This is a genomic window from Paraburkholderia sp. RL17-380-BIE-A (assembly GCF_046028085.1).
Classification (GTDB): Bacteria; Pseudomonadota; Gammaproteobacteria; order Burkholderiales; family Burkholderiaceae; genus Paraburkholderia.
The window spans coordinates 281,347-300,197 of sequence record NZ_JARESQ010000003.1 but is presented as its reverse complement, the minus strand read 5'-3'; the positions used below and the strand labels follow the sequence as shown (position 1 = coordinate 300,197).

Below are 18,851 nucleotides of genomic sequence, written 5' to 3'. Positions count from 1 at the left end.
GCGAGCCTCAGACAACGTCTTCCGTGTAATTCAGCGGATCGGCAATCCAGCGCAAAACCTGCTCGTTGCGATAAACGGCGCAGGTCTCAGAGAGCTTGATGGGCCGCGGCGCCTTGCCTTCGAGACCTAGCTTGCGCCATGTTTCGCGGCCGATCGGCAGGAAGGGTTTGATCTGCGGCCATTTTGAGAGGCCGGTCGTCGGCAGGACGGGAGGCTGAGCCGGGGCGATTTGTTGGAGGTTTGACATTCATTCACCGGTTTCGTGAGAGTTGGTGAACGAATGCTATTTGGCACCGTGAGTTACCGATAGAACGCCAAGCCGGCTAGCGTGGCGCTATAGCGGCTTACCGTGTCCGTCTAGCCGCTAGACGGACTTTCTGAACCACTCAGCAATGGTCCGTTGCGCGTTCTCTTCGGACAAGGATGCCCCTATAACCCTGCCGTGGCTCAAGATTTGATCCTTTAGCGCGTGCGCCGCTTTGTTTGGAGAAGGCCAACTGCCCTCCTTGTAAAGCGATACCGCCCAGTTACGCAAGGCCGCCATCGGAGCGTGGCGCTTCTTTGCGCCAGCTTTGCCCAACCGAGAAAAATCCAGAGTGGCGGCCTTCTGGATCTGTTCGGCGTTCAATTGAACTCCAGCTGCAAGGTCGCGCGCATAAGTAAGTGCCTGATAAGCGAGCAACAAACAGTTGGCTTTATGTTCGACTACTTCCTGAGAATCCCAACCTTGTTGGTTCAGGCCGGCTCCGACCAGCGGTCCTTTCGAATCAAACTCCGTGGTAGCGAGCCATAAGCCGTATGCCGCAAGTTGCTCGGCCCTGGAGTACTCAGGCAAAATCGTCCGCGAGATTTCCTCCCCTTGATCGTCGTAATAAATTCCATCAGATGTCGCCAGCCATTCAGGATCTAATCCGTCGCGTTCCGAAACCCATATAAGCAGAGCTTCTACGGGATACAAGCGAGAAAACTCGATCTCATCTTTGAATGGGTATGTCACAAGCCGAAAGTGCAGTTCCGTACCCAGCGTCTGCCAAACACGCGAAACGAAGCGGTCGGCTGGCAAGAGCCTCTGCAGGTCGACCGTGACCACCCGCTTGTGATAGATAAGGTCAAACATAGCGTCCCTACACGCATGCCCCTCATAAGGAACCGCGCCAACAGGGTAAGGGAGCCCTGCTTTCGCCCCGTCGGGCTAGGCGCGGTTGCAAGAGTTTACTCCGCCAACGCAGAATCGGGATTAGCGATCTTCGCCAGCTCGCGGGTCACCCTCACAGCGGTCAGCAAAGCACGCGCCATCCTGTTCATAGCTTCGTCGATTCTGGCGAGCCTCTGTTCAGGTGTTTCAAGCCGGTTACCGGCGTCGAAATTCAAGATCGAGGCGGTGGCGGCGCCGGCTACCGGGTTGGTACGGCGACGACCGCGCTTGCGCTGGACCGGTAGGATATGGATATCAGCCATGGCGCGCCCTCCACACGAGGTCCATCAGATCCGTCGCCAGTTTTTCCACATCCTGGCGCAGATCGACCACGGTGCAACGCACCGGTAGTTCTCCCTGCCGGTCGTCGTCGATCGCCTCGGACATGAAGGCGAGAACGTTATAGACCTTCCAGGCCCATCGGGAGTGGTCACTGATATCTCTCTCCACCCGCTCCATCGTGCGGGCATCCTCGGCGAAACGCTTCACGCCCTCAGTTAGCCCATGGAAGAAGTGGTTCATCATCGAGTTGAGGAAAGCCCCGTACTCATCTTCCGACTGCCCGCATGCATTCGGAACGTTAGCGTTCATCCAGTTAGTCCACAGGTCTTGAGACACCGCAGCGATCGCGTCACTGTCGGTGAGTATTTTTCCGCCGGCAACGTATGCGCGCTGAAGCGCTTCGTCGAGCGGAAGCGATGCAAGATTGACGGGTGTGTTTTTGGTTTGCTCGGGACGAGCAGCGGAATCAAGCGTGGTCATGGCCGACCTCCGCTTCGCAAGCCTTCCGTTTTTCCGTGTCGGTACGTTGCAGCAGAACATAGAGCGCGGCGTTCAAGCAGACAATCGCTTGCTCGACCTTATCTTTGAGTTCCTGTACTTCGCTAGTCGCCCCAGACTGGGCCTGATGGAGTTGTGTCATGACGCATCCTCTAGAGTGGATGCCGGCCCGACCGTCGCCAAACGGGGGTGGGCAGGCGGATAGCAAGGTTGGCGAACCGGATCTAGAGGATTCCGGCATACCCGAAGGTATCCCTACCACCGCCCGCCCGTTGATTGGACGCACGCGTAGTATACAGACGAAAAAATACCGCCGTGCGGCGGTCGTCGTCCGCCTCTAGAAAGTCAGGTCGCCAAACCCGATCGCTGTTGTCTCAGCGATATGTAAAGGTTAGTTATCCAGCATGAGTTCGTCAAGTGCGAATTTGTAAACGTTGCCTCGCTTTCGACCCGCGCTCGCGTTCGCGCGGCTCTTCTAGGGCCCTTCTCAAAAAATCTCACAACCGCACCTATCGTCATCCTCCGTCCGGAAAGTGGGCATGTTGTAGCATGCACAGATTGTCACGCAGGAGGCTAGGATGGCCGACAACAAAGTTGACCGATGGCTACCGCTTGAGGATGCGGCGGCGGAGATGAACCGCAGTCTGAGGATAATAAAAAGCCAGATGCGCAACGGACGTATTCAGCGCGGCCTGCACTTCCGGAAAATTGGCGAGGAGCAACTTGAACTGAACGTCGCGGCCTACCTCGACTGGCTTAAGGAGCAGAAGGAACGCCGCAAACTCCCGTTGATTGAGCGCGTGCGCCTGGGCATTGAAGAAGGCAATCAAAGACTGATCGACGCGGCGACGGAAGCAGGGACTATGGTCGCCCCTCCTGTGCCCGCACCCACAGAAGCGGCAAAGCGCCGACCAAAACTGATTCCTATTGCTGTCTGGGCGGAGGAAACGTTTGGCGAATATGCTCCGCCGGTACGCACGATTCGAAGCTGGATTAGAGCGGGAAAAATCTATCCATCGCCTGTCAAAATCGGACGTTCATACTATGTGAAGCCAGATGCGGAATACGTCGATCCTCTTGTGCAGAAATTTAGGCGGTCAATTGGCAGATATTGAAAATTTTCAGCCCAGTCGCGGAACAATCGCTGAATCACGCTCCAGTTCATCAGCCACATCGAGTGCCCATGCCAACCACTGCTCGTACGCCTCCGCCGTAATTTTTCCTTCGGGAACCTGACCGGCCATAGCCGTAGCGTATGCCTTGAGTACTTGGCCTGCGTGCCACTGCTGAGCTTTCGCGATCAGTTCATCGCGCTGCTTCCTGTCTTCTGCGCGCCGGAGGTCAGTTTCTCTTGTCTCAGCGCGAGCGCGCTCCACGGACAATTCAGTCCTGCGCCTCTTTTCCACCAACGCGACCTCAATCGCGTGATTTCGCTCAACGTCCGCAATGATTTCAGGAAGAGCATCAATTAGGTCAATGCCCGCCTTTTCCTTGAACACCGCCCGACTTCCACTACGCCCATTAATAAGTACTTCTATCCAGCCACTGCCGATGAGCCCGTGAGTGTAGACGGACGTGCGATCCTCTTTCGGGACGAGGTCGGTGTTGGCGCGAAAACACGGCTCCACGACTCGCAATGCCGACTCCGCACCGTCTCGGCAAAAAGCAATGTAAGTGAAATCTCTACCCATGGAAACGTCGAATCCCGCGCGCTCCGCAGCGCGGCAAATTTCGTTGGCTATATACAAGCATCGCTCATGCGTCGCCTGGGTGCATCTTATTGGGTCTGCCGCATCAGCTCGCCTTTGTCGTGAGCACTCGCTGGGCGGAAAGAATTCTTCCCAAGAGCGATAGCCCGAAATTTTTCCCTGGTACGATGCATCGAACCAAAGCTTGATCTTCCAGACGACGGGATTCCAACCTGGGACCACGCGATCATAAACGTTTTGTTTCATCGCTTCTCGCCTCTTTTCGTGGCTCTGCAGACGCCGAGCGGCCGAAGTGCCGGGCGTTCGATTACTGCCGGGGTTGCCACTTTAGGAGCGATCCCCAAGCGCTTCGCCAAGAGAGCTTCGAACACTTCCTGTGTCATGACCACCGAACCATCCTGCCGGCAGACGACACGCACACGAAAGTTCTCTGCGAACCATCTGGCCTGCGCGGAATAGCGCTTCATGCCGGTAACCGCGATCATGTCTTCGGATGTTAGTAGTTTGTATGTCATATCTGTTTGATCTCGCGAGCTAGGGTCACGTCGAAATTCGGTCGACTAGAGGTGGTTTCGATTGGCCCAGTCCCTTGTTGATGCTCGGAGCCATCGAAGATGAACCATGTCGTCCGCTAATTCACCGTACTGCGTTCTTTGAGCTGCCAGGCTACACCAGTGAAGCCGTCAAGTCGAAGTGATGCGATGGCGGTTGTTCGATTCTGTGACTAGGTTGTCGCGGCCAATCCAAGTATGCTCAGCTGGCATGTTGACACTCGCTGCAACGAATATTATGTTGCAGCAATGCCGCACCTGCGCAGCAACAGAAAATGAATAAATGGGGTCACCGGGGAAATTGAATGATAAAAAATGGCATTGCCGCGATGCTGATCTCAGCGACGTCTTTGGCTAGCGCTGAAGCGCAGGTGGTCGACGGACAAACATACGGCGAGCAACGGTTCGGCAGTTGGACCGGCCTCTATGTCGCTCACGCAGATGACCATCGATTCAGATCCTTTGCCCAGGGTAACGGCAATTGGGCGATTTCCATTGACACCGTCCCGCCTGACTGCGCCGTAATGGTGACGATCATTCTGAGCATGAACGGCGAATCACTACAGCAGGACATAGCCCCGACTGACTTCTACGGCGTATTGCGTGTCGATCAGAATGACGTCTGGAACGTCAAATTTCACACGCAAGGAGCGATGGGCGACAAGTCCATGATGTACACCGCCTATGCGCTTCCCGGCATAGGTACGCTTTTGAGCCAGATGCGAGACGGCCAGACCCTCCGCGCCAAGCTGACGGTCAGCGGAAGCGACTACTATTCGACGTACCCGCTTAACGGTTTTGGATCAACGTTTGATGCGGAATTCCAAACGTGCGTTGGGGCGACAAAGAAGGCCCCGAAGCCCAAACCCGCTCTGCAGCCGAAAGCCGGCGAAAGGATTCTTTGAGGCGGTGGATATGGTTATTAATACTCGAACGACAATGAGAACAAAAATAGCTTTGGCAGCGCTGACCGCGCTCGCTGCATGCACAACCATCACCGAGGTGACGCCAGCCGGCGACGGCAACTACACCGTCACGACCCAAGTCCGCGGCGGCATGACGCCTTGGGGCGAAGTGAAGGCATCCAGCCTAAAGCGCGCCGACGAGTACTGCAGCAAAAAGGGAAAGCAGATGCATCAGGTCGATATGCAGACGCATGGCGTACGGGGATGGACGCCGCAGGAGGCGGAACTGACGTTCGCATGCATTACTGGGTAATACGCGGACGATCCGCACCCGAATTGCGAGATTGTCGTGGGCCAGCCCGCCATGTAAACTCGCCGCATGCAACCTACTCTTTTCGACGAACAGCGCATCAAGCGGCTTCTTTCGATCCACATTCGCAAAAGTGGATGGAAGCGCTCGGACGCGCTTGTACCTGAGTATTTTGTGGAGCGGGCCTCGCGAAGGGCCGACCTCGTGGCTGTCAATGGCCATTTGCATGCGTACGAAATCAAGAGTGATCTCGATCACCTGTCAAGACTGCCCGGTCAGATCGAGACATACTCTCGCTACTTTGAATTGGTTACAGTCGTCTGCACCGAACGCCATCTGTCCGCAGTAATCGATCAAACAGAAGCTCATATCGGGGTGCTTTGCGTGTCGGCAGATGGTTTCGCAGAACATCGTAGAGCTGCAAAGCGCAAACTCACCGACGTTGACGTCTGGCTCTCTCACCTTCCGATAGCCGCGATTCGTGTCGCGCTGTCGACCCGCGGAATTCGTTGCCCCCGCGTTGGGAGGAAGGACGTCCTTGATGTGGCACGCGTCAACTTGAGCGTCGATGACGCGCGCTCTGCAGTGCTGTCTTACCTCAAAAATGAAAAGCGCAAACAACGGGCTCTTCTGGCACGTACGAAGGAAAAAAATTCTTCAATAGACCCTTTGTCGGAGCACCGAGCGATGCTGCGTGAATATCTTGCCTCGCGCGGCATCGCAATCGCTTGATTAGAGCAAGTCCTCCCAATCTTCGTCACCCTCAACTTCGTCGGAATATTCGATCTGGCGTGACAGGTGCATATTCACGCGTGCCGCGATCCACGACCCTGCAGCGAGGCCGTGAGGGTCACCGGCTGCCGCTTGCCTAATCATCGATGCTCCCCAGCATGCATCGGCATCGATCTCTGGGTGGCGTTCAATTAGCGCCTCGGCGCATTCTTGGTAAGCCCTTGGTCGCTGCTCTCGCAACAACGGTCGACGCTCAAAACCCCAAGTGAACGTACCTGCCGCGTCGATACGCGGAATTGGCGCACCTCCTCCACCAGCTCGAATAATCGGATGGATGGACGCATAGTCGCCATACGAACAGCTTCTCCCATCTGAAATCAGAGAAGCATGGAGCTCTCGTTCAAGGATTTGTATAACGCCGCGAGTTTCTTCCGCGTCGTCCGCGAAGTCACCAAGGTATGCAGGGAAGCTCGACGCAAGGACTACGATCCGAGCACCATCAATCTCGGCTTGAATACGATCGATCGCGTCGGCCGCAACCGCTGCAGACTCTCGTTCGGCTCCGCGGATGTATTTCACATCAATGAAGGTCATCGCATTCGCTGGATTATCCAGTGAACTTAAAGCGTTGATTACGAGAGGAAGTTCAGTTCCAGGCGTACGCACTCGAAATGCCAGTTGTCCGCGGCGCCTTTCTATCAACTGAGCCTGCCGAAATACCTGTCGCCTTGTCGCGCCTGGAACAATCTGAACAACTGGAATCGCGTTTTCGAAACGTTCAACATATGAGCGCCAAGCATCGAAATCGCTATCCGGCGCCAGCAATTCGCCGATGATTTCCGGTTGATGTCGCGCCTCTCGAGTCAGATCGGCGAAAAACTCGCGCTCACGCCCCAAAGCAGCCGAGCAGTTTTCGATCGCCCGATCGAACTCAATGGCGTTATGCCACCGCCCAAGAGTAAAAAGTGGAAGGATACGAGCTTTATATTCATCGCTAAGCTCACGCAAACCCTGAATCTCGGCGACGCGTGACATTAACGTCGGATAGTAAAAATGATTATCGAAATTTGCCATTGCTACGTCTCTCAGTCCGGTTCGTTACGGGCGAACCTTTTCCCGCCCCGCGGATGCGGAATTATGATTGTTTTCAACTAATGCAATGCCCTGCAGTCGTTATAACGGCAGTCCCCGTGCAGTCTTTAGGAGGAAAGCCCGGTTCCGATGGAACAAGAGCGAAACAAATTGGAGATTGAGGCCCGCGCCGAGCTTGTCGCGATGGCGCGCAACGGCGAATGGCTGCGCACCGATCCCCTGATCGAGTGGATTCGGGTATTGCACCCGGCACTCTCGAAACAATTCATGGGAATGCTGCCACCTTCTGTGGCCTTTGGGCGCAACGTAAGAGCAGGCGGATAAGGCTCCCAATAGTTGTACGTATAGGGTGAGATTGAGTCGGGTATCATTTAGCCATGTCGGTGAGCGAATTCACAACCAAAAACCGCAATGACTAGGTGGGCTATGGGCAAGTTGCTAGACAAATATCGAGCGTTTGAACGTAGGCATCCGCTGGCCGTTCGAATGGTCGAAACGCTCGCGATTGCGGTTGCCGTGGCAGCGGTTGCTGCTCTGTCCGCACGAGCGATGCGCTCAACTCGTCATGAGAGCGCTCCCGACGACGTTTCCAATGCCTCTTCCGACTCCGATGCGGCATCGGTCGTCGAACCACCGCGTGACATCTGGTTTTCGGGCGCCGGGATGTTTGACAACCAGGAAGACGCCATCCAATCCCATATCGATATCTATGGAAAGGGGTGGTGAGGCGCGGGCTATAGCTCGCCGATCGCTCGCGTGCGATCTATAACGTCAGTTACGGCAGCAGCATTGGAAAATATGCTCGACGCCAGCCAATCACTGCAGTCCCGCCCCGACGCGCTCCGGCAAGTCTGACCATCGTAGTGGCCGTGGTCGAGAAAAAGATCGACAACAGGGAGTTGCCGATCGCCTATCCGCGCGCGGGACCTTATCCGGCCGACTCAAGATCAGTGTCAGCCCAATAGCTTGAGCTGAACCCCTACTGCTCGATATACATCCGCCACTCCGGAAACTGATCGAAAAAGCTCTCGCTGACGTAGACGAGGTACAGAATCGGCGAGTTGGTGTTCGTCGTCAGCCCCGGTTCGTTGACGATGGTGAGGCCCGGATCAACGCCGGAGACGGCTGCCCACGCCGTTAGGTCATCAAGAAGATCGCCGCTTTCCTCGCGCGGTACACGCAATTTGATCGGTTTCACTCACTCTTCCTTCGGGGCCTTTTTCTCAGACTTTTCTTTCGGCGCGCCGGAAGCATTTGGGAAGAGTCCGCGAATCACGCCGAGAAACGCCGCGAGGACGTTCACAGTCGCTCCAGTGGTGATGGCGATAAGAACCTTGTCACTGAGCATTTGCCGACCAGTAAGCACGAAAACTATCCCAGTCGCGCTAAGCGCCACGCCCCAGAATACAAGACCGCCGCAAGCCAGATCGTAGGCCTTGCCAGCGTACTTATTTCTTAGTTCGCGGTTTGCCTTGTGATTTTCAACTTCCTGCTCGATCAGCAGGACGTTGTTGTCATCTTTGCGCGGTGCGTCCGAACCCGAGGCAGGCGGCTCGTCCTCATTGGGGGAATTCGCCGGGATCGCTGGCGGATTGGCGATGTCCGGCAATGGCTTCCTGGCCTGCCCGGCCGGTGGTCGCCTAAACTCAGCAACAACCGGAGGCGCGTCTTCGTCGGGTTCGCCTCCTACCTCGCTCGGAACGAGGACGGGCGGCAGATGCGTAGGATGTGTAGAGCCTTCGGCACCTGCCGGCGCAAGGCTAGCGTCCTCGTCCGTGCTCGCTTCGCTGACTTCGGCCATGTTCGTCAGGCGATTCGCTCGGCCAGTAGGTTGTTGGGAATGGGACCGCCATCGGGGGGGCCTACGCTCCATGCGGTGCCGGCCTGATGCGTCATATTGGAAAGCTGGGCACCGGACAGGCCGCCATACACTCGTATGACTTCGTCGACGTACCACCAGGCATCAGGGTCGTTATCTGGGATGACCGGCGTCGTAACGCGGTAGCCTCCATGATCCGTACTCAAGTGATTGCCGTATTGGGTGATGGGTGCCGCGCCGTAGCCCTTGAATTCATGATACAGGGACGGGATTACCGGGCCATACTGCCAGCGGCAGAACACATCATCCATTAATGGACTATTGCGATGCCTCAGGTACCACGATTGAGCATAAAACATCAACTTCTGCAGTTTCATCGGCGACAGATCGTAGACACGCCCTTCCTTCGCTCGCTTGATGAAAGCGTTCGCGACTGCCATTGCTGAATAAGCCATACGCCCTCCGAGAAAAGTTTAAAGACGGATCTAGCGGCGATTCTGCGCTAGGCTCAACAAATATTGTGCCATATATCGGTCTTGCAAGGCACCAATACTGTATAAAATCACAGGAGGACGGCAGAACGTTGCCTAAGCAGCACGGCACGACCGGTGCTAGATTCCGCAAGGTATTGGAATCGCACCCGTATTTCCTCATGAGAGGGATTTTAGGGGTATCGGTGGGGGTATAAAAATCGGCAAACCAGCCTAGATATCCGACCAGCCTTGACGTATGAATTCTGTCAGGGGACCAGGAACTCGGCGTCGATTCGGCCGAAACCCTTGCCCAGCAAGCCTCACAAGGCATCATTGGTATCCGTGGCGCACCCAGAAACGTACCAACGGGTGTCCCTGCCATGACCGCCTTTCGTCTCAATAGCGTCATGACCGTCTCTATCCGTATCGCTGGCCAAGACCGGGTACGGCAACGACACCTCATTGCCAATAAAACGCAAGCGCGCTAAATATTCGCGTCGATACAACACGCATTGATTGTAGGGAATAACCCGTAGTAGGATTCGCGACTCAATTAATAATGATTCGCATTCCGACAAGGGTTCTTCGATGCGCTTTCGCCAGATCCATGCCGCACTTCTGATTGCCTTCTCCGCGGCGCCGACGCTCGTCTTCGCGCAAGCCGCCGCGCCGGATGCAGCGAGTCGCACCACCCCGAACGCACCGAAAGCCGGAACCGGCACGTCCGCCAACACGCCCGCGAGTACGGGCAGTACGCAGAACACGGCAGGCCCGGCCGAGTTGCCCGTCGTGAAGATCACCGCGAGCGGCGTGTCCGGGACCGCGTTCGACATGCCCGCCTCCGCCCAGGTGACGAAATCGTCGGTGCCCTTGAACGAAACGCCGCAATCGATCAGCGTCGTCACGCGCGACCTGTTGGACGCGCAACAGGCCCAGACGCTCAACGACGCGTTGCACGACGTGCCCGGCGTCATCTCAGGCACGTATGGCCGACGCGGCTGGGACGACTTCATCATTCGCGGCCAGACGGCGTCGGATTCCGTGTATCTCGACGGCCTGCGCACCGCCATCAACAACCGCTTCGCTGAAGAGATCTTCGGCCTGCAGCAGATTGAAGTGCTCAAGGGACCGGCCACGCTGCTCTCCGGGCTCGTGCTGCCTGGCGGCATGGTCAACATGGTCAGCAAGCGCCCGGAAACCTATACCTTCGCCGACGTCGATGTCACCGCGGGCAGCCACGGTTACTACCAGGGTAGCGTCGACATGGGTACGCCGCTCTCGGAAAACGGCAAGGCCGCGTTCCGCATCAACGCGCTTGCGATGAACTCGAACGACGCCACCGACTACGTCTGGTCGCGCAATCGCTATATCGCGCCGTCGCTATCACTGGATCTCGGCCCGCGCACGGAATTCACGATCCTGACGAGCTACCAGGAGCGCAATTACATCCGCCAGCAAGGCCTGCCGTGGTCCGGCTCGGTGCTCGCGAACAAGAACGGCAGCCTCGCGCGCAGCACCTTTACCGGCGAGCCCGATCAGCAGCCGTACTCAGGTCACGAGGCGCGCGTCGGCTACGCCTTCGCGCATCATTTCGATTCGGGCTGGACGGTGAATCAGAACTTCCGTTGGCAACAGTTCTCACTCGGCGGCCAGCTCGTCGCCAACGGCAAGGTCGCCTCGAACGGCTACACGCTGAACCGCACGGCCACCGATTCGCAATGGTCCGGCGACACGATCTCGCTCGACAACAACGCGCAGAAGACCTTCGACACCGCGCTCGGCCGCCACGAACTCACCTTCGGCATGGACTACATGCGCGGCCGGGAGGATGCCGCCTCGACCACCTGCACGGTCGGCTCGATCGACATGTACGACCCGGTCTACACGGGCACGATCACCTGCCCGTCCACGCCGAAAACGCATTCATACACGACGATCCGCGATCTCGGCTTCTATGCGCGCGACCAGATCGCGCTCGGCCAGCGCTGGCGTGTGCTCGCAGGCGTGCGCTACGACAGCGCGTCGAGCGATGTGCTCAACGAACTCACCGACACGCGCAGCCGCAATCCTTCGAACGCCACGACCGGCTCGGTTGCCTTGATGTACGAACCGTATCCGGGAGTGCGACCGTACGTGAGCTACGCGACATCGTTCTATCCGAACAGCGGCGCGGACGTGAACGGCAACGCGTTCGATCCGGAAACGGGCAAGCAGTGGGAAGCGGGCGTAAAGTTCGACATCGAGAAGGGCCGCACGAGCGTGACGGTCGCGGCGTTCGATCTGCGCCGACGCAACGTGCTCGAAGACGATCCGAACAACGACGGCTACAGCATCGCTGTGGGCGAGGAGCATTCGCGCGGCTTCGAATTCAGTTTCAATACCGCGCCGACGAATCACCTGAGCGTGACGGGCGGCTACGCGTATACGTCGGCGGTGATTGCCGACGACGGCGGCCAGACACCTTCGACCGACGGCGAACGCATCAACAACGTGCCGCGCCACAGCTTCAATGTGTTCGCGCGCTACAAGCTGCCGGGTGAACTGTATCGCTGGGAAATCAACGGCGGCGTGCGCGGCCAGAGCAATCTCTACGCGTACGGCATGACGATTCCGGGCTTCGTGGTCAGCGATGTGGGCGTGGGCTACACGGCGCCGCGCTGGCGCGCCGCGCTGCGTGTGAGCAACGTCTTCAACAAGCACTACTACACGGGTGGCTTGAGCAACGCCGTGGCGCTTGGCGACGATCGCTCCGCGATGCTCACACTGGGATACAGCTATTGAGTGTCGCGATGCGCCGAGGTCGATCGCCCTACTGCGGCCGTCAGCTTGACAGAGGCCAAACGCGCGACGCCAGGCCAGCAGAGGCAGCATTGTTTCGTGTTAGCATCGACTCACACCTACGCAACATGTGTTGGCCACATCGCCGATACCAAGCGCCGATACCGAGGGTAATCACATGCCCATCAATTACCTTCGCGGTTTGACCAAGCCAGAGCGCAACGACGAGACCAATCGCCGCCTTGGGCGTTCGCTCGCGTTTGTCGCCGGGGCGGCCAATGCCGGCGGATTCCTTGCTGTGGGTCAGTACACGTCACACATGTCCGGCATCGTGTCGTCGCTTGCCGATAACTTCGCGCTTGGCGACATCGACGTGGTGGTGGCCGGATTCAGTTCCTTAATGTCCTTCCTTGTCGGAGCGGCCACCTCGGCGATCCTGATCAATTGGGGGCACCGCAAGCACTTGCATAGCCAGTATGCAATGCCATTGATGCTCGAGGCGTCACTGCTCCTACTCTTCGGTTTGCTCGGCTCGAATCTGGAGAAGCACCGTGTGCTGTTCGTCCCGGCTACAGTCTGTCTTCTCTGCTACGTGATGGGGCTGCAGAACGCCATGATCACCAAAATTTCGAAGGCGGAGATTCGGACGACGCACGTCACCGGTTTGGTAACCGATATTGGCATCGAGCTTGGCAAGCTGTTTTACTGGAATTTCGGTGGTGCGTCCGGCAACCCGGTCCGAGGCGATCGACAGAAACTGGCACTTCTCGGATCCTTGTTGCTGTCGTTCCTCGGGGGCGGCGTTGCCGGCGCTGTAGGCTTCAGGCATTTGGGATTTGTGTCGACCATTCCTCTCGCGATCGTCCTTCTTACTCTTGCCGTTGTCCCAATCGTCGACGACATGCGCGCCTATCGGGCTTAGACAAACGCCACGCGGCCATTCCATGCTCGCTTGCGAGGCTGCATCTAAAGTTTGTTCGGCGGCTGCCGAAAATCAGGCATGGACAACGACGACCGCCTCCGCCCCGGCCACCCTCTCTATGAAGAGGCGATGGCCCTCGAATTGACCGTGCGCACACTGCGGCACGCGCAGGGCAAGAAGAACCCCGAGGACGTGCTTTATGCCTCACCGGAATGGGACGTGATCAGCGAAGAGTTTGTGCGCGATCTTTATCGAGCGATGGGCGGCAACCCTGCGGATTTGCACTGACAACTGACACGGCCGGTCGAAGATGTCTCATGGCGAACGTACAACAATCGCTTCGACGTGGCCCTTCAATACGAGACGTTTCGCCCGCCCGAGCCGAGCCCTCGAAGCTTGGTCACCGCGGCGCGCAACGGCGCGGTGATTCGCCAGGATGTGGACGACTCGAGCGCACTGATCGTCGACGTCCTCGATGCGATTTCCTCTTGCATCACTGCAAGCCTCGCGCGCAATTCCGCAACGGCTTTCTCGGCATCGGCCAGCCGCTGCGCCGTGGCGACCGCGTCAACGGTGTCAGCCGTGTCAGCCGTGTTCGACGTATGCGTCGTCTCCACCGCGGCACTGTAGAACTCTTCGGTGGCCAGTTCCACGCGAGGCGGTTCCTTGCGAAGAACAATGATCATCTCTCCGCCGGTCTCGCCGCGCGCAGGCACAAAGTCGACCAGATTGAATTCCACGAAACCCATCATGAGGATAGGCTTCAAAACCTTGGACACGATCGTACCGCTTTCGAAAACATGGCTGTGAATGCCGACATGCGGAGGCGCCTTCAGCTTCTCCATGATGCGGTTCATATCCAGCTTATCCGCCACATGCATCGGCTTGTTGACGAATGCTTCGTCGTAGTAGATTTCACATTCGATTTGATGTTCGCGCGGAATGTCCTCGACGCCCGCCAGATACTCGGCCACAAAATGGCTCAGCGCCGTATCCTGCCGGTACTTGTCGAAACTGAACTTCTTGTCCGGCAGCGCGAGAAACAGAACGCCGCCCGGCTGCATCATGTCGCACAGATCGGACAGCCATTGAATCATGTTCGGCGCATGCTCCATCACATGATTCGCGATAATGTAGTCGAACTTATCGGCGATATAGTCGCAGTACCGATTCGAATGAACCACATAATCGATATCGGGTATGTCGACGATCATGTCAGGATGCGTACACTCCTGCACCAGTTGCTCTTTGTCTTTCCAGTCCAGATACCGGACGTCCGCTTCCGACTTGAAGACGGTCGGCTGGTCATACGGCCCAATCTCCAGGCCGACGCCCGACAGATCGATGTGTTTCAGAAGGTGCCCGCGGCGAAGCGTCGTAACCAGATTCATGAACCACCTCTCTGCAATGGGCCGACCATCACGCAACTTACCATGCCTTGCCCGACCGGCGAATAAAACAATCTCTACTGCCTTACACAAAAACTAAACAATTGAAGGGTAGTCGCCCGACTATCCGTAGCCGAATACGCGATAAACGCCGCCCATTTGGCGAGGCTCGTACGCTCATGAGCGTGAAGCTCGCGTCCGTGCCATCGGCTCAAGCCATCGCCACGTTGCGCCTCCAAGGGAAACGCAATCGCATAGCCGGCTTTTCGATGACAAACCACGAGAAAAGGGTCAGTGCGATTGACACACCGAATGTGATCGTCACCATGGCGATTCTCGGATGAGAAAATCCACCGAAAAATGCGCCCATGGTTTCGTACCCGCCGTAGAGCATCGACTGCAGCACAACGTAATGCCAGAGGTAAAAGCCGTACGAAACACGACCGAACCCCGCTAGCGGGGCAATGCTGAGCGCCCGCACCAGAGCGGAGCGCTGTTGCGTGACGGCCTTCGCGACGATGAATGCCGCGGCCAATGGCGTCAGCGGATATCCCACCGCTCGCAACGAAAACTCAATGCCGGTTTCGCTGAGCAATACGAAAGACAGATACACAGCAGCAACCGGCCACAACTTCCCGGCCCTGACTGCCCATCGGCGAGGCATCACCGCCAGCAAAGCGCCGATCAGAAGCCCGTCGGAATGAGTATCAAAGCCGCAATAAATGCGGGCCATGGGAAGATCAAGCGAGATGAGATACGAGCGCCAACAGATCACCGCAACGGTCAGAAGGGCAAATGCGATCAAGGCGCGACGTGGCCAGAATTTCAATACAACCAGCAGAATCAGCGGCCAAACCAGGTAAAACTGCTCCTCGACTGCCAATGTCCATGCATGTCCGGTGAGATGAGCGTCGTAGATCCCGAGCGCACGAACCCAATTCATCACGTAGAAGAAAGCCGGTAAGACTTCCCACCCAACCCTGAAGGCAACGGGAAATATCAGACAATAGAGTGTGACGCCGGCCAGCATCAGACATAAAGCGGGATAAAGGCGCCGGGCGCGCCGCCAATAAAAAGCCGGCAAATCAATCCGCCCGGTGCGCGAATGCTCCGTTACGAGCAAGCTTGTGATGAGGTAGCCGCTCAAAACGAAAAATACATCGACGCCGACATATCCGCCTCCCACCACACCCGCAAGGCCAGTATGCGCAAGAAAGACCGCTATGACGGACAGTGCGCGCAGGCCGTCGAGCCCGGCAATCCGAAGATGCTGCGGTTGATCCATGACCTATTCCGGAGTGTGCGGCGACTATCCCGCTACGCGGATAGCGACAATCAATGATTTCTTGAGATATTTGGTAAGGCTGACGCTATAACGATTCAGCCAGTCAGCGAGTACCTTCAAGACGAGAAAACGAGCTGCGATCTGTGCAAATCACGCTCAGACCTAGTCTTGCCCGCGGCGTTGTTGCGATGCGTCCCCAATCCTAGACCCGGTTCCTTTCCGAGCGCCATCAAAGAGAACCGCGCGTCCAACCGAACACTGCGCAGCATCCCGCATGCCTGGGCCCCGGCCTCGCTCATCGCTCGCCGCACGGCGTTGCTGTTGATCGACTTCCAGAACGAATATTTCACGGGCTCGCTGCCGATAGCCGGCAAGTCGAAATTCACGCCGACATGCCAGACACCTTTGGGTCGGTGATGAGTACGGCCGACGTACTCTTATTGACCACCGAAAAAGCGGCACATAATTCAGCAAGGGAATTTTATATTTGGCATCCTAATGATCCCTGCTCAACCATAACACTTGGCGCTTTACCCTGACGGAGCAGCCGGGCAACTCGCCCAGCGCGAGTTGCTGCCCACTACCGTCGGTCTCGAAGCAGACCAATGGGTACTGAGACCTAACGCAACTCGCGCGGTGACTTCATTAAACCACGGCCGGACGCCAACTCCCCGCCCGGCCTCACGACTTGCCTACGCGGGCCGCTTCGGAATCTCCAGACCCCTCGCTACCGCCGGGCGCGCGACGAACGCCGCCAGCACGCGTGTCACGTTCGGGAAATCCTGAATGCCGACGAGCTCACCCGCCTCATAGAAACCAATCAGATTGCGCACCCACGGAAAGGTGGCGATATCGGCGATCGAGTACATATCGCCGAGAATCCAGTCGCGTCCTTCGAGTTGCCGATCCAGCACGCCGAGCAGCCTTTTCGCTTCGCCGATGTAACGATCGCGCGGACGCTTGTCTTCATACTCCTTGCCGGCGAACTTGTGGAAGAAACCCACCTGCCCGAACATCGGCCCGATTCCGCCCATCTGGAACATCACCCACTGAAGCGCTTCATAGCGGCCGGCGGCGTCCTGCGGAATAAACTTGCCGCTCTTGTCCGCGAGATAGATCAGGATCGCGCCGGATTCGAACAGCGGCAGCGGTTTGCCGTCCGGCCCATTCGGATCGATGATCGCGGGGATCTTGTTGTTCGGATTGAGCGACAGAAACTCCGGCGTCATCTGATCATTCGTATCGAAGCGCACGAGATGCGGTTCATACGGCAAACCCGTCTCTTCGAGCATGATCGACACCTTCACGCCATTGGGCGTAGGCAGCGAGTAGAGCTGAATCCGGTCCGGATGCTCAGCAAGCCATTTATTCGTGATCGGAAAAGCAGATAGATCGGTCATGTGACGATGTAACCCTTGTGCGAATGTTGCGGCCTGATAGGGGCATGAGGCATCGGGCTTCGGCGCCGGCTGGAGGACCGGCGCCCAAAATACCAACGCGGGATCGTCAAATATAAACCGACTTGGTACAACGCGTCGGCGCGCTGCTCAGAGGCCACGCCGGCACGGCGCGCACGTGCGTCGACGTATTGCGAGCACCGCACCGCTAACGCAGCAACGCTCGCGAGGCGCGACTCACCACAAATCCTTCGTCGCCGCGCCGGCGCGCAAGTTATAACCTTCACGCCACAGAGTCGCGCCGATCGTCAGGAGCAGCGTCTTCTGCTCTGCGTCGAGCAACTCCCACGCCACCGCCAGCCAACTCGCAAAACTCGCGCAAGTCTGCTCCAGATCGACGGGCGTCTTGCCCTCCAGGTATTGCCGTTCGAACATCGAAAGAATTTTCTCGGGTGTCATGGGCGCCGTCTCCGTGTTGGATGCGCCAAGTCTAAAGGCGACGCTCCGCGTGCGGAATGCTCCGCGTGCCGACCCCGGGTTACTCCCAGGCGAAAATCGCCATCGGCACGATAGCCCACTGTCCAAGACAAGACGTTCACGGTCAAAGGCACCGCTCAGAAACGGAAAAAGGCGCCGAAGCGCCTTTTCCGTCAATCTGGTGGCAGCCGATTACGGCGCGTTGCGCTTCGCATTGTCCTTGGCGTCTTCCTTAGCGTCGCCATAGGCCTTCTGCACCTTGCCCGCGCCTTGTTGCAGGTCGCCCTTCAATTCCTTGCCCGGGTTGTCCGTGGCCTTGCCGATTGCTTCATTGACCTTGCCCTTGACCTGCTCGGCCACACCCTTCACCTGGTCCTTGTTCATGTTCGGCTCCACTATTTGGAATGCCGGCGCGAGATTACGCCAGTACCCGTATTCAGCAACGGGTGTGCCCGAGGCATCACGTCGCCGATCTGCCCCAAGGAGCGCTGCAAAAAATATTTTCAAATAGCCCTAAAGTTCCGGCGCAGCCTGCCGTAAACGGTGCCATGGAGGAGCCATGGACCGTACACTGATTACGCTTTCGGGGTCGTCCCAAGCTGCACTGATCGATCGGGACATTGCGCACATTGCGCGTGTGATGCGGCCGTCTTTACACGGCGATCTGGGCGGGCCGATCCTGTCGGCCGCGTATTGGCGCAAGCGCCTCTACCAGTTGCTCGACGCCGGCAATCTGTCACATGCACAACTTTGCGCGGTCGACAGCCTTCTGCTTCAGCTCGACCAGTTCCAGGCCGAGCCTCAACTGGCATGGGACGCACTGGCCCCGGCCTCCGCCGCCCTCTTTCCGCCACCCTATCCGGCCAGCGCCCACCACACTGCCTGAGGCGCTGCGAGCCTGAGCCGCCGACTCTTCCGGGCCGGCCGTATCCCCATTGCTCACGACTTAAAAAAACGGCCGCGAACCATGTCGCGGCCTCAACACGTCGCAACGCAGGGATTTTGCGTCACGCTGGAAGCTTACACGCGCAACTGTGA

General features: G+C 57.6%; 26 protein-coding genes and 1 pseudogene. 11 read left to right on the top strand and 16 right to left on the bottom strand.

The genetic code is table 11. The features are described 5' to 3' along the window. Window positions 1-7 precede the first annotated feature (7 nt). From P0D68_RS06590 to P0D68_RS06570, 5 genes are all read right to left on the bottom strand, one after another. Entirely contained in the window at window positions 8-247 is a 240-nt protein-coding gene (locus tag P0D68_RS06590; protein WP_408297358.1) for a helix-turn-helix transcriptional regulator, read from the bottom strand. Between the two features lie 117 nt (window positions 248-364). Next, window positions 365-1,117, bottom strand: coding sequence for a hypothetical protein (locus P0D68_RS06585; RefSeq protein ID WP_408297360.1), 753 nt, complete (start codon window positions 1,115-1,117; stop codon window positions 365-367). A 95-nt stretch (window positions 1,118-1,212) separates the two neighbouring features. Beyond that, entirely contained in the window at window positions 1,213-1,458 is a 246-nt protein-coding gene (locus tag P0D68_RS06580; RefSeq protein WP_408297362.1) for a hypothetical protein, read from the bottom strand. Continuing rightward, a complete protein-coding gene (locus P0D68_RS06575) occupies window positions 1,451-1,957 on the bottom strand; it encodes a ubiquitin carboxyl-terminal hydrolase (RefSeq protein WP_408297364.1) in 507 nt (168 codons plus the stop codon). Before P0D68_RS06575 ends, P0D68_RS06580 begins: the two co-directional genes overlap by 8 nt. Then, the gene (locus P0D68_RS06570) at window positions 1,944-2,117 is read right to left on the bottom strand and encodes a hypothetical protein (protein WP_408297366.1); all 174 of its coding nucleotides are present in this window, start codon (window positions 2,115-2,117) and stop codon (window positions 1,944-1,946) included. Before P0D68_RS06570 ends, P0D68_RS06575 begins: the two co-directional genes overlap by 14 nt. Window positions 2,118-2,553: 436 nt before the next feature. Here P0D68_RS06570 and P0D68_RS06565 point away from each other — a divergent pair, with 436 nt between their 5' ends. Beyond that, entirely contained in the window at window positions 2,554-3,090 is a 537-nt protein-coding gene (locus tag P0D68_RS06565) for an excisionase (RefSeq protein WP_408297368.1), read from the top strand. A 6-nt stretch (window positions 3,091-3,096) separates the two neighbouring features. Here the strand turns inward: P0D68_RS06565 and P0D68_RS06560 are convergent, their stop codons facing one another. Beyond that, the gene (locus tag P0D68_RS06560; RefSeq protein WP_408297370.1) at window positions 3,097-3,930 is read right to left on the bottom strand and encodes a hypothetical protein; all 834 of its coding nucleotides are present in this window, start codon (window positions 3,928-3,930) and stop codon (window positions 3,097-3,099) included. Between the two features lie 610 nt (window positions 3,931-4,540). On the opposite strand from P0D68_RS06560, the gene P0D68_RS06550 reads away from it, so the two are divergent. The 3 genes from P0D68_RS06550 (at window position 4,541) to P0D68_RS06540 (ending at window position 6,182) form a co-directional block, all read left to right on the top strand. Further along, window positions 4,541-5,140: a hypothetical protein gene (locus tag P0D68_RS06550; RefSeq protein ID WP_408297374.1), complete on the top strand. Its 600-nt coding sequence runs from the start codon at window positions 4,541-4,543 to the stop codon at window positions 5,138-5,140. A gap of 10 nt (window positions 5,141-5,150) precedes the next feature. After that, on the top strand, window positions 5,151-5,453 hold the full coding sequence (locus P0D68_RS06545; protein ID WP_408297376.1) for a hypothetical protein: 303 nt from the start codon (window positions 5,151-5,153) through the stop codon (window positions 5,451-5,453). 66 nt (window positions 5,454-5,519) lie between these two features. Further along, complete coding sequence (locus P0D68_RS06540) at window positions 5,520-6,182, top strand: sce7726 family protein (protein ID WP_408297378.1); 663 nt, start codon at window positions 5,520-5,522, stop codon at window positions 6,180-6,182. Here P0D68_RS06540 and P0D68_RS06535 read toward each other — a convergent pair whose 3' ends face one another. Continuing rightward, entirely contained in the window at window positions 6,183-7,256 is a 1,074-nt protein-coding gene (locus tag P0D68_RS06535; RefSeq protein WP_408297380.1) for a beta family protein, read from the bottom strand. A 147-nt stretch (window positions 7,257-7,403) separates the two neighbouring features. Here P0D68_RS06535 and P0D68_RS06530 point away from each other — a divergent pair, with 147 nt between their 5' ends. Together P0D68_RS06530 and P0D68_RS06525 are read left to right on the top strand one after the other, a co-directional pair. Beyond that, the gene (locus P0D68_RS06530; RefSeq protein WP_408297382.1) at window positions 7,404-7,598 is read left to right on the top strand and encodes a hypothetical protein; all 195 of its coding nucleotides are present in this window, start codon (window positions 7,404-7,406) and stop codon (window positions 7,596-7,598) included. Between the two features lie 102 nt (window positions 7,599-7,700). Then, window positions 7,701-8,000 (top strand): hypothetical protein, encoded by a 300-nt coding sequence (locus P0D68_RS06525; RefSeq protein ID WP_408297384.1) that lies wholly within the window; start codon window positions 7,701-7,703, stop codon window positions 7,998-8,000. Window positions 8,001-8,253: 253 nt separating this feature from the next. Here the strand turns inward: P0D68_RS06525 and P0D68_RS06520 are convergent, their stop codons facing one another. From P0D68_RS06520 to P0D68_RS06505, 4 genes are all read right to left on the bottom strand, one after another. Beyond that, window positions 8,254-8,472, bottom strand: a complete 219-nt coding sequence (locus tag P0D68_RS06520; RefSeq protein WP_408297386.1) for a hypothetical protein — start codon at window positions 8,470-8,472, stop codon at window positions 8,254-8,256. Then, on the bottom strand, window positions 8,473-9,075 hold the full coding sequence (locus tag P0D68_RS06515) for a hypothetical protein (protein ID WP_408297388.1): 603 nt from the start codon (window positions 9,073-9,075) through the stop codon (window positions 8,473-8,475). A gap of 5 nt (window positions 9,076-9,080) precedes the next feature. Next, window positions 9,081-9,548 carry a Panacea domain-containing protein gene (locus tag P0D68_RS06510; protein WP_408297390.1) on the bottom strand — a complete coding sequence of 156 codons (468 nt, stop codon included), beginning with the start codon at window positions 9,546-9,548 and terminating at the stop codon, window positions 9,081-9,083. Between the two features lie 338 nt (window positions 9,549-9,886). Next, complete coding sequence (locus P0D68_RS06505) at window positions 9,887-10,471, bottom strand: hypothetical protein (protein WP_408297392.1); 585 nt, start codon at window positions 10,469-10,471, stop codon at window positions 9,887-9,889. On the opposite strand from P0D68_RS06505, the gene P0D68_RS06500 reads away from it, so the two are divergent. The 3 genes from P0D68_RS06500 (at window position 10,431) to P0D68_RS06490 (ending at window position 13,554) form a co-directional block, all read left to right on the top strand. After that, on the top strand, window positions 10,431-12,347 hold the full coding sequence (locus P0D68_RS06500; protein WP_408297394.1) for a TonB-dependent siderophore receptor: 1,917 nt from the start codon (window positions 10,431-10,433) through the stop codon (window positions 12,345-12,347). The genes P0D68_RS06505 and P0D68_RS06500 overlap by 41 nt on opposite strands. Window positions 12,348-12,522: 175 nt before the next feature. Beyond that, window positions 12,523-13,266, top strand: a complete 744-nt coding sequence (locus P0D68_RS06495) for a YoaK family protein (protein ID WP_091796184.1) — start codon at window positions 12,523-12,525, stop codon at window positions 13,264-13,266. 78 nt (window positions 13,267-13,344) lie between these two features. Further along, on the top strand, window positions 13,345-13,554 hold the full coding sequence (locus tag P0D68_RS06490; RefSeq protein WP_091796186.1) for a hypothetical protein: 210 nt from the start codon (window positions 13,345-13,347) through the stop codon (window positions 13,552-13,554). A gap of 65 nt (window positions 13,555-13,619) precedes the next feature. Here the strand turns inward: P0D68_RS06490 and P0D68_RS06485 are convergent, their stop codons facing one another. Beyond that, window positions 13,620-14,657 carry a methyltransferase domain-containing protein gene (locus P0D68_RS06485; RefSeq protein ID WP_408297396.1) on the bottom strand — a complete coding sequence of 346 codons (1,038 nt, stop codon included), beginning with the start codon at window positions 14,655-14,657 and terminating at the stop codon, window positions 13,620-13,622. Window positions 14,658-14,865: 208 nt separating this feature from the next. Beyond that, window positions 14,866-15,939, bottom strand: a complete 1,074-nt coding sequence (locus P0D68_RS06480) for an acyltransferase family protein (RefSeq protein WP_408186094.1) — start codon at window positions 15,937-15,939, stop codon at window positions 14,866-14,868. 258 nt (window positions 15,940-16,197) lie between these two features. Between P0D68_RS06480 and P0D68_RS06475 the strand changes: the two are divergent. Then, a pseudogene (locus P0D68_RS06475) lies at window positions 16,198-16,305 on the top strand (cysteine hydrolase); the annotation flags it as partial. A gap of 326 nt (window positions 16,306-16,631) precedes the next feature. On the opposite strand, the gene P0D68_RS06470 reads toward P0D68_RS06475, so the two are convergent. From P0D68_RS06470 to P0D68_RS06460, 3 genes are all read right to left on the bottom strand, one after another. Further along, complete coding sequence (locus P0D68_RS06470; RefSeq protein WP_091796192.1) at window positions 16,632-17,339, bottom strand: glutathione S-transferase N-terminal domain-containing protein; 708 nt, start codon at window positions 17,337-17,339, stop codon at window positions 16,632-16,634. Between the two features lie 234 nt (window positions 17,340-17,573). After that, on the bottom strand, window positions 17,574-17,795 hold the full coding sequence (locus tag P0D68_RS06465; RefSeq protein ID WP_091796194.1) for a hypothetical protein: 222 nt from the start codon (window positions 17,793-17,795) through the stop codon (window positions 17,574-17,576). A 210-nt stretch (window positions 17,796-18,005) separates the two neighbouring features. After that, window positions 18,006-18,197: a CsbD family protein gene (locus tag P0D68_RS06460; RefSeq protein ID WP_074763400.1), complete on the bottom strand. Its 192-nt coding sequence runs from the start codon at window positions 18,195-18,197 to the stop codon at window positions 18,006-18,008. Window positions 18,198-18,372: 175 nt separating this feature from the next. Between P0D68_RS06460 and P0D68_RS06455 the strand changes: the two genes are divergently transcribed. Then, window positions 18,373-18,699, top strand: coding sequence for a hypothetical protein (locus P0D68_RS06455; protein WP_408186092.1), 327 nt, complete (start codon window positions 18,373-18,375; stop codon window positions 18,697-18,699). Window positions 18,700-18,851 lie beyond the last annotated feature (152 nt).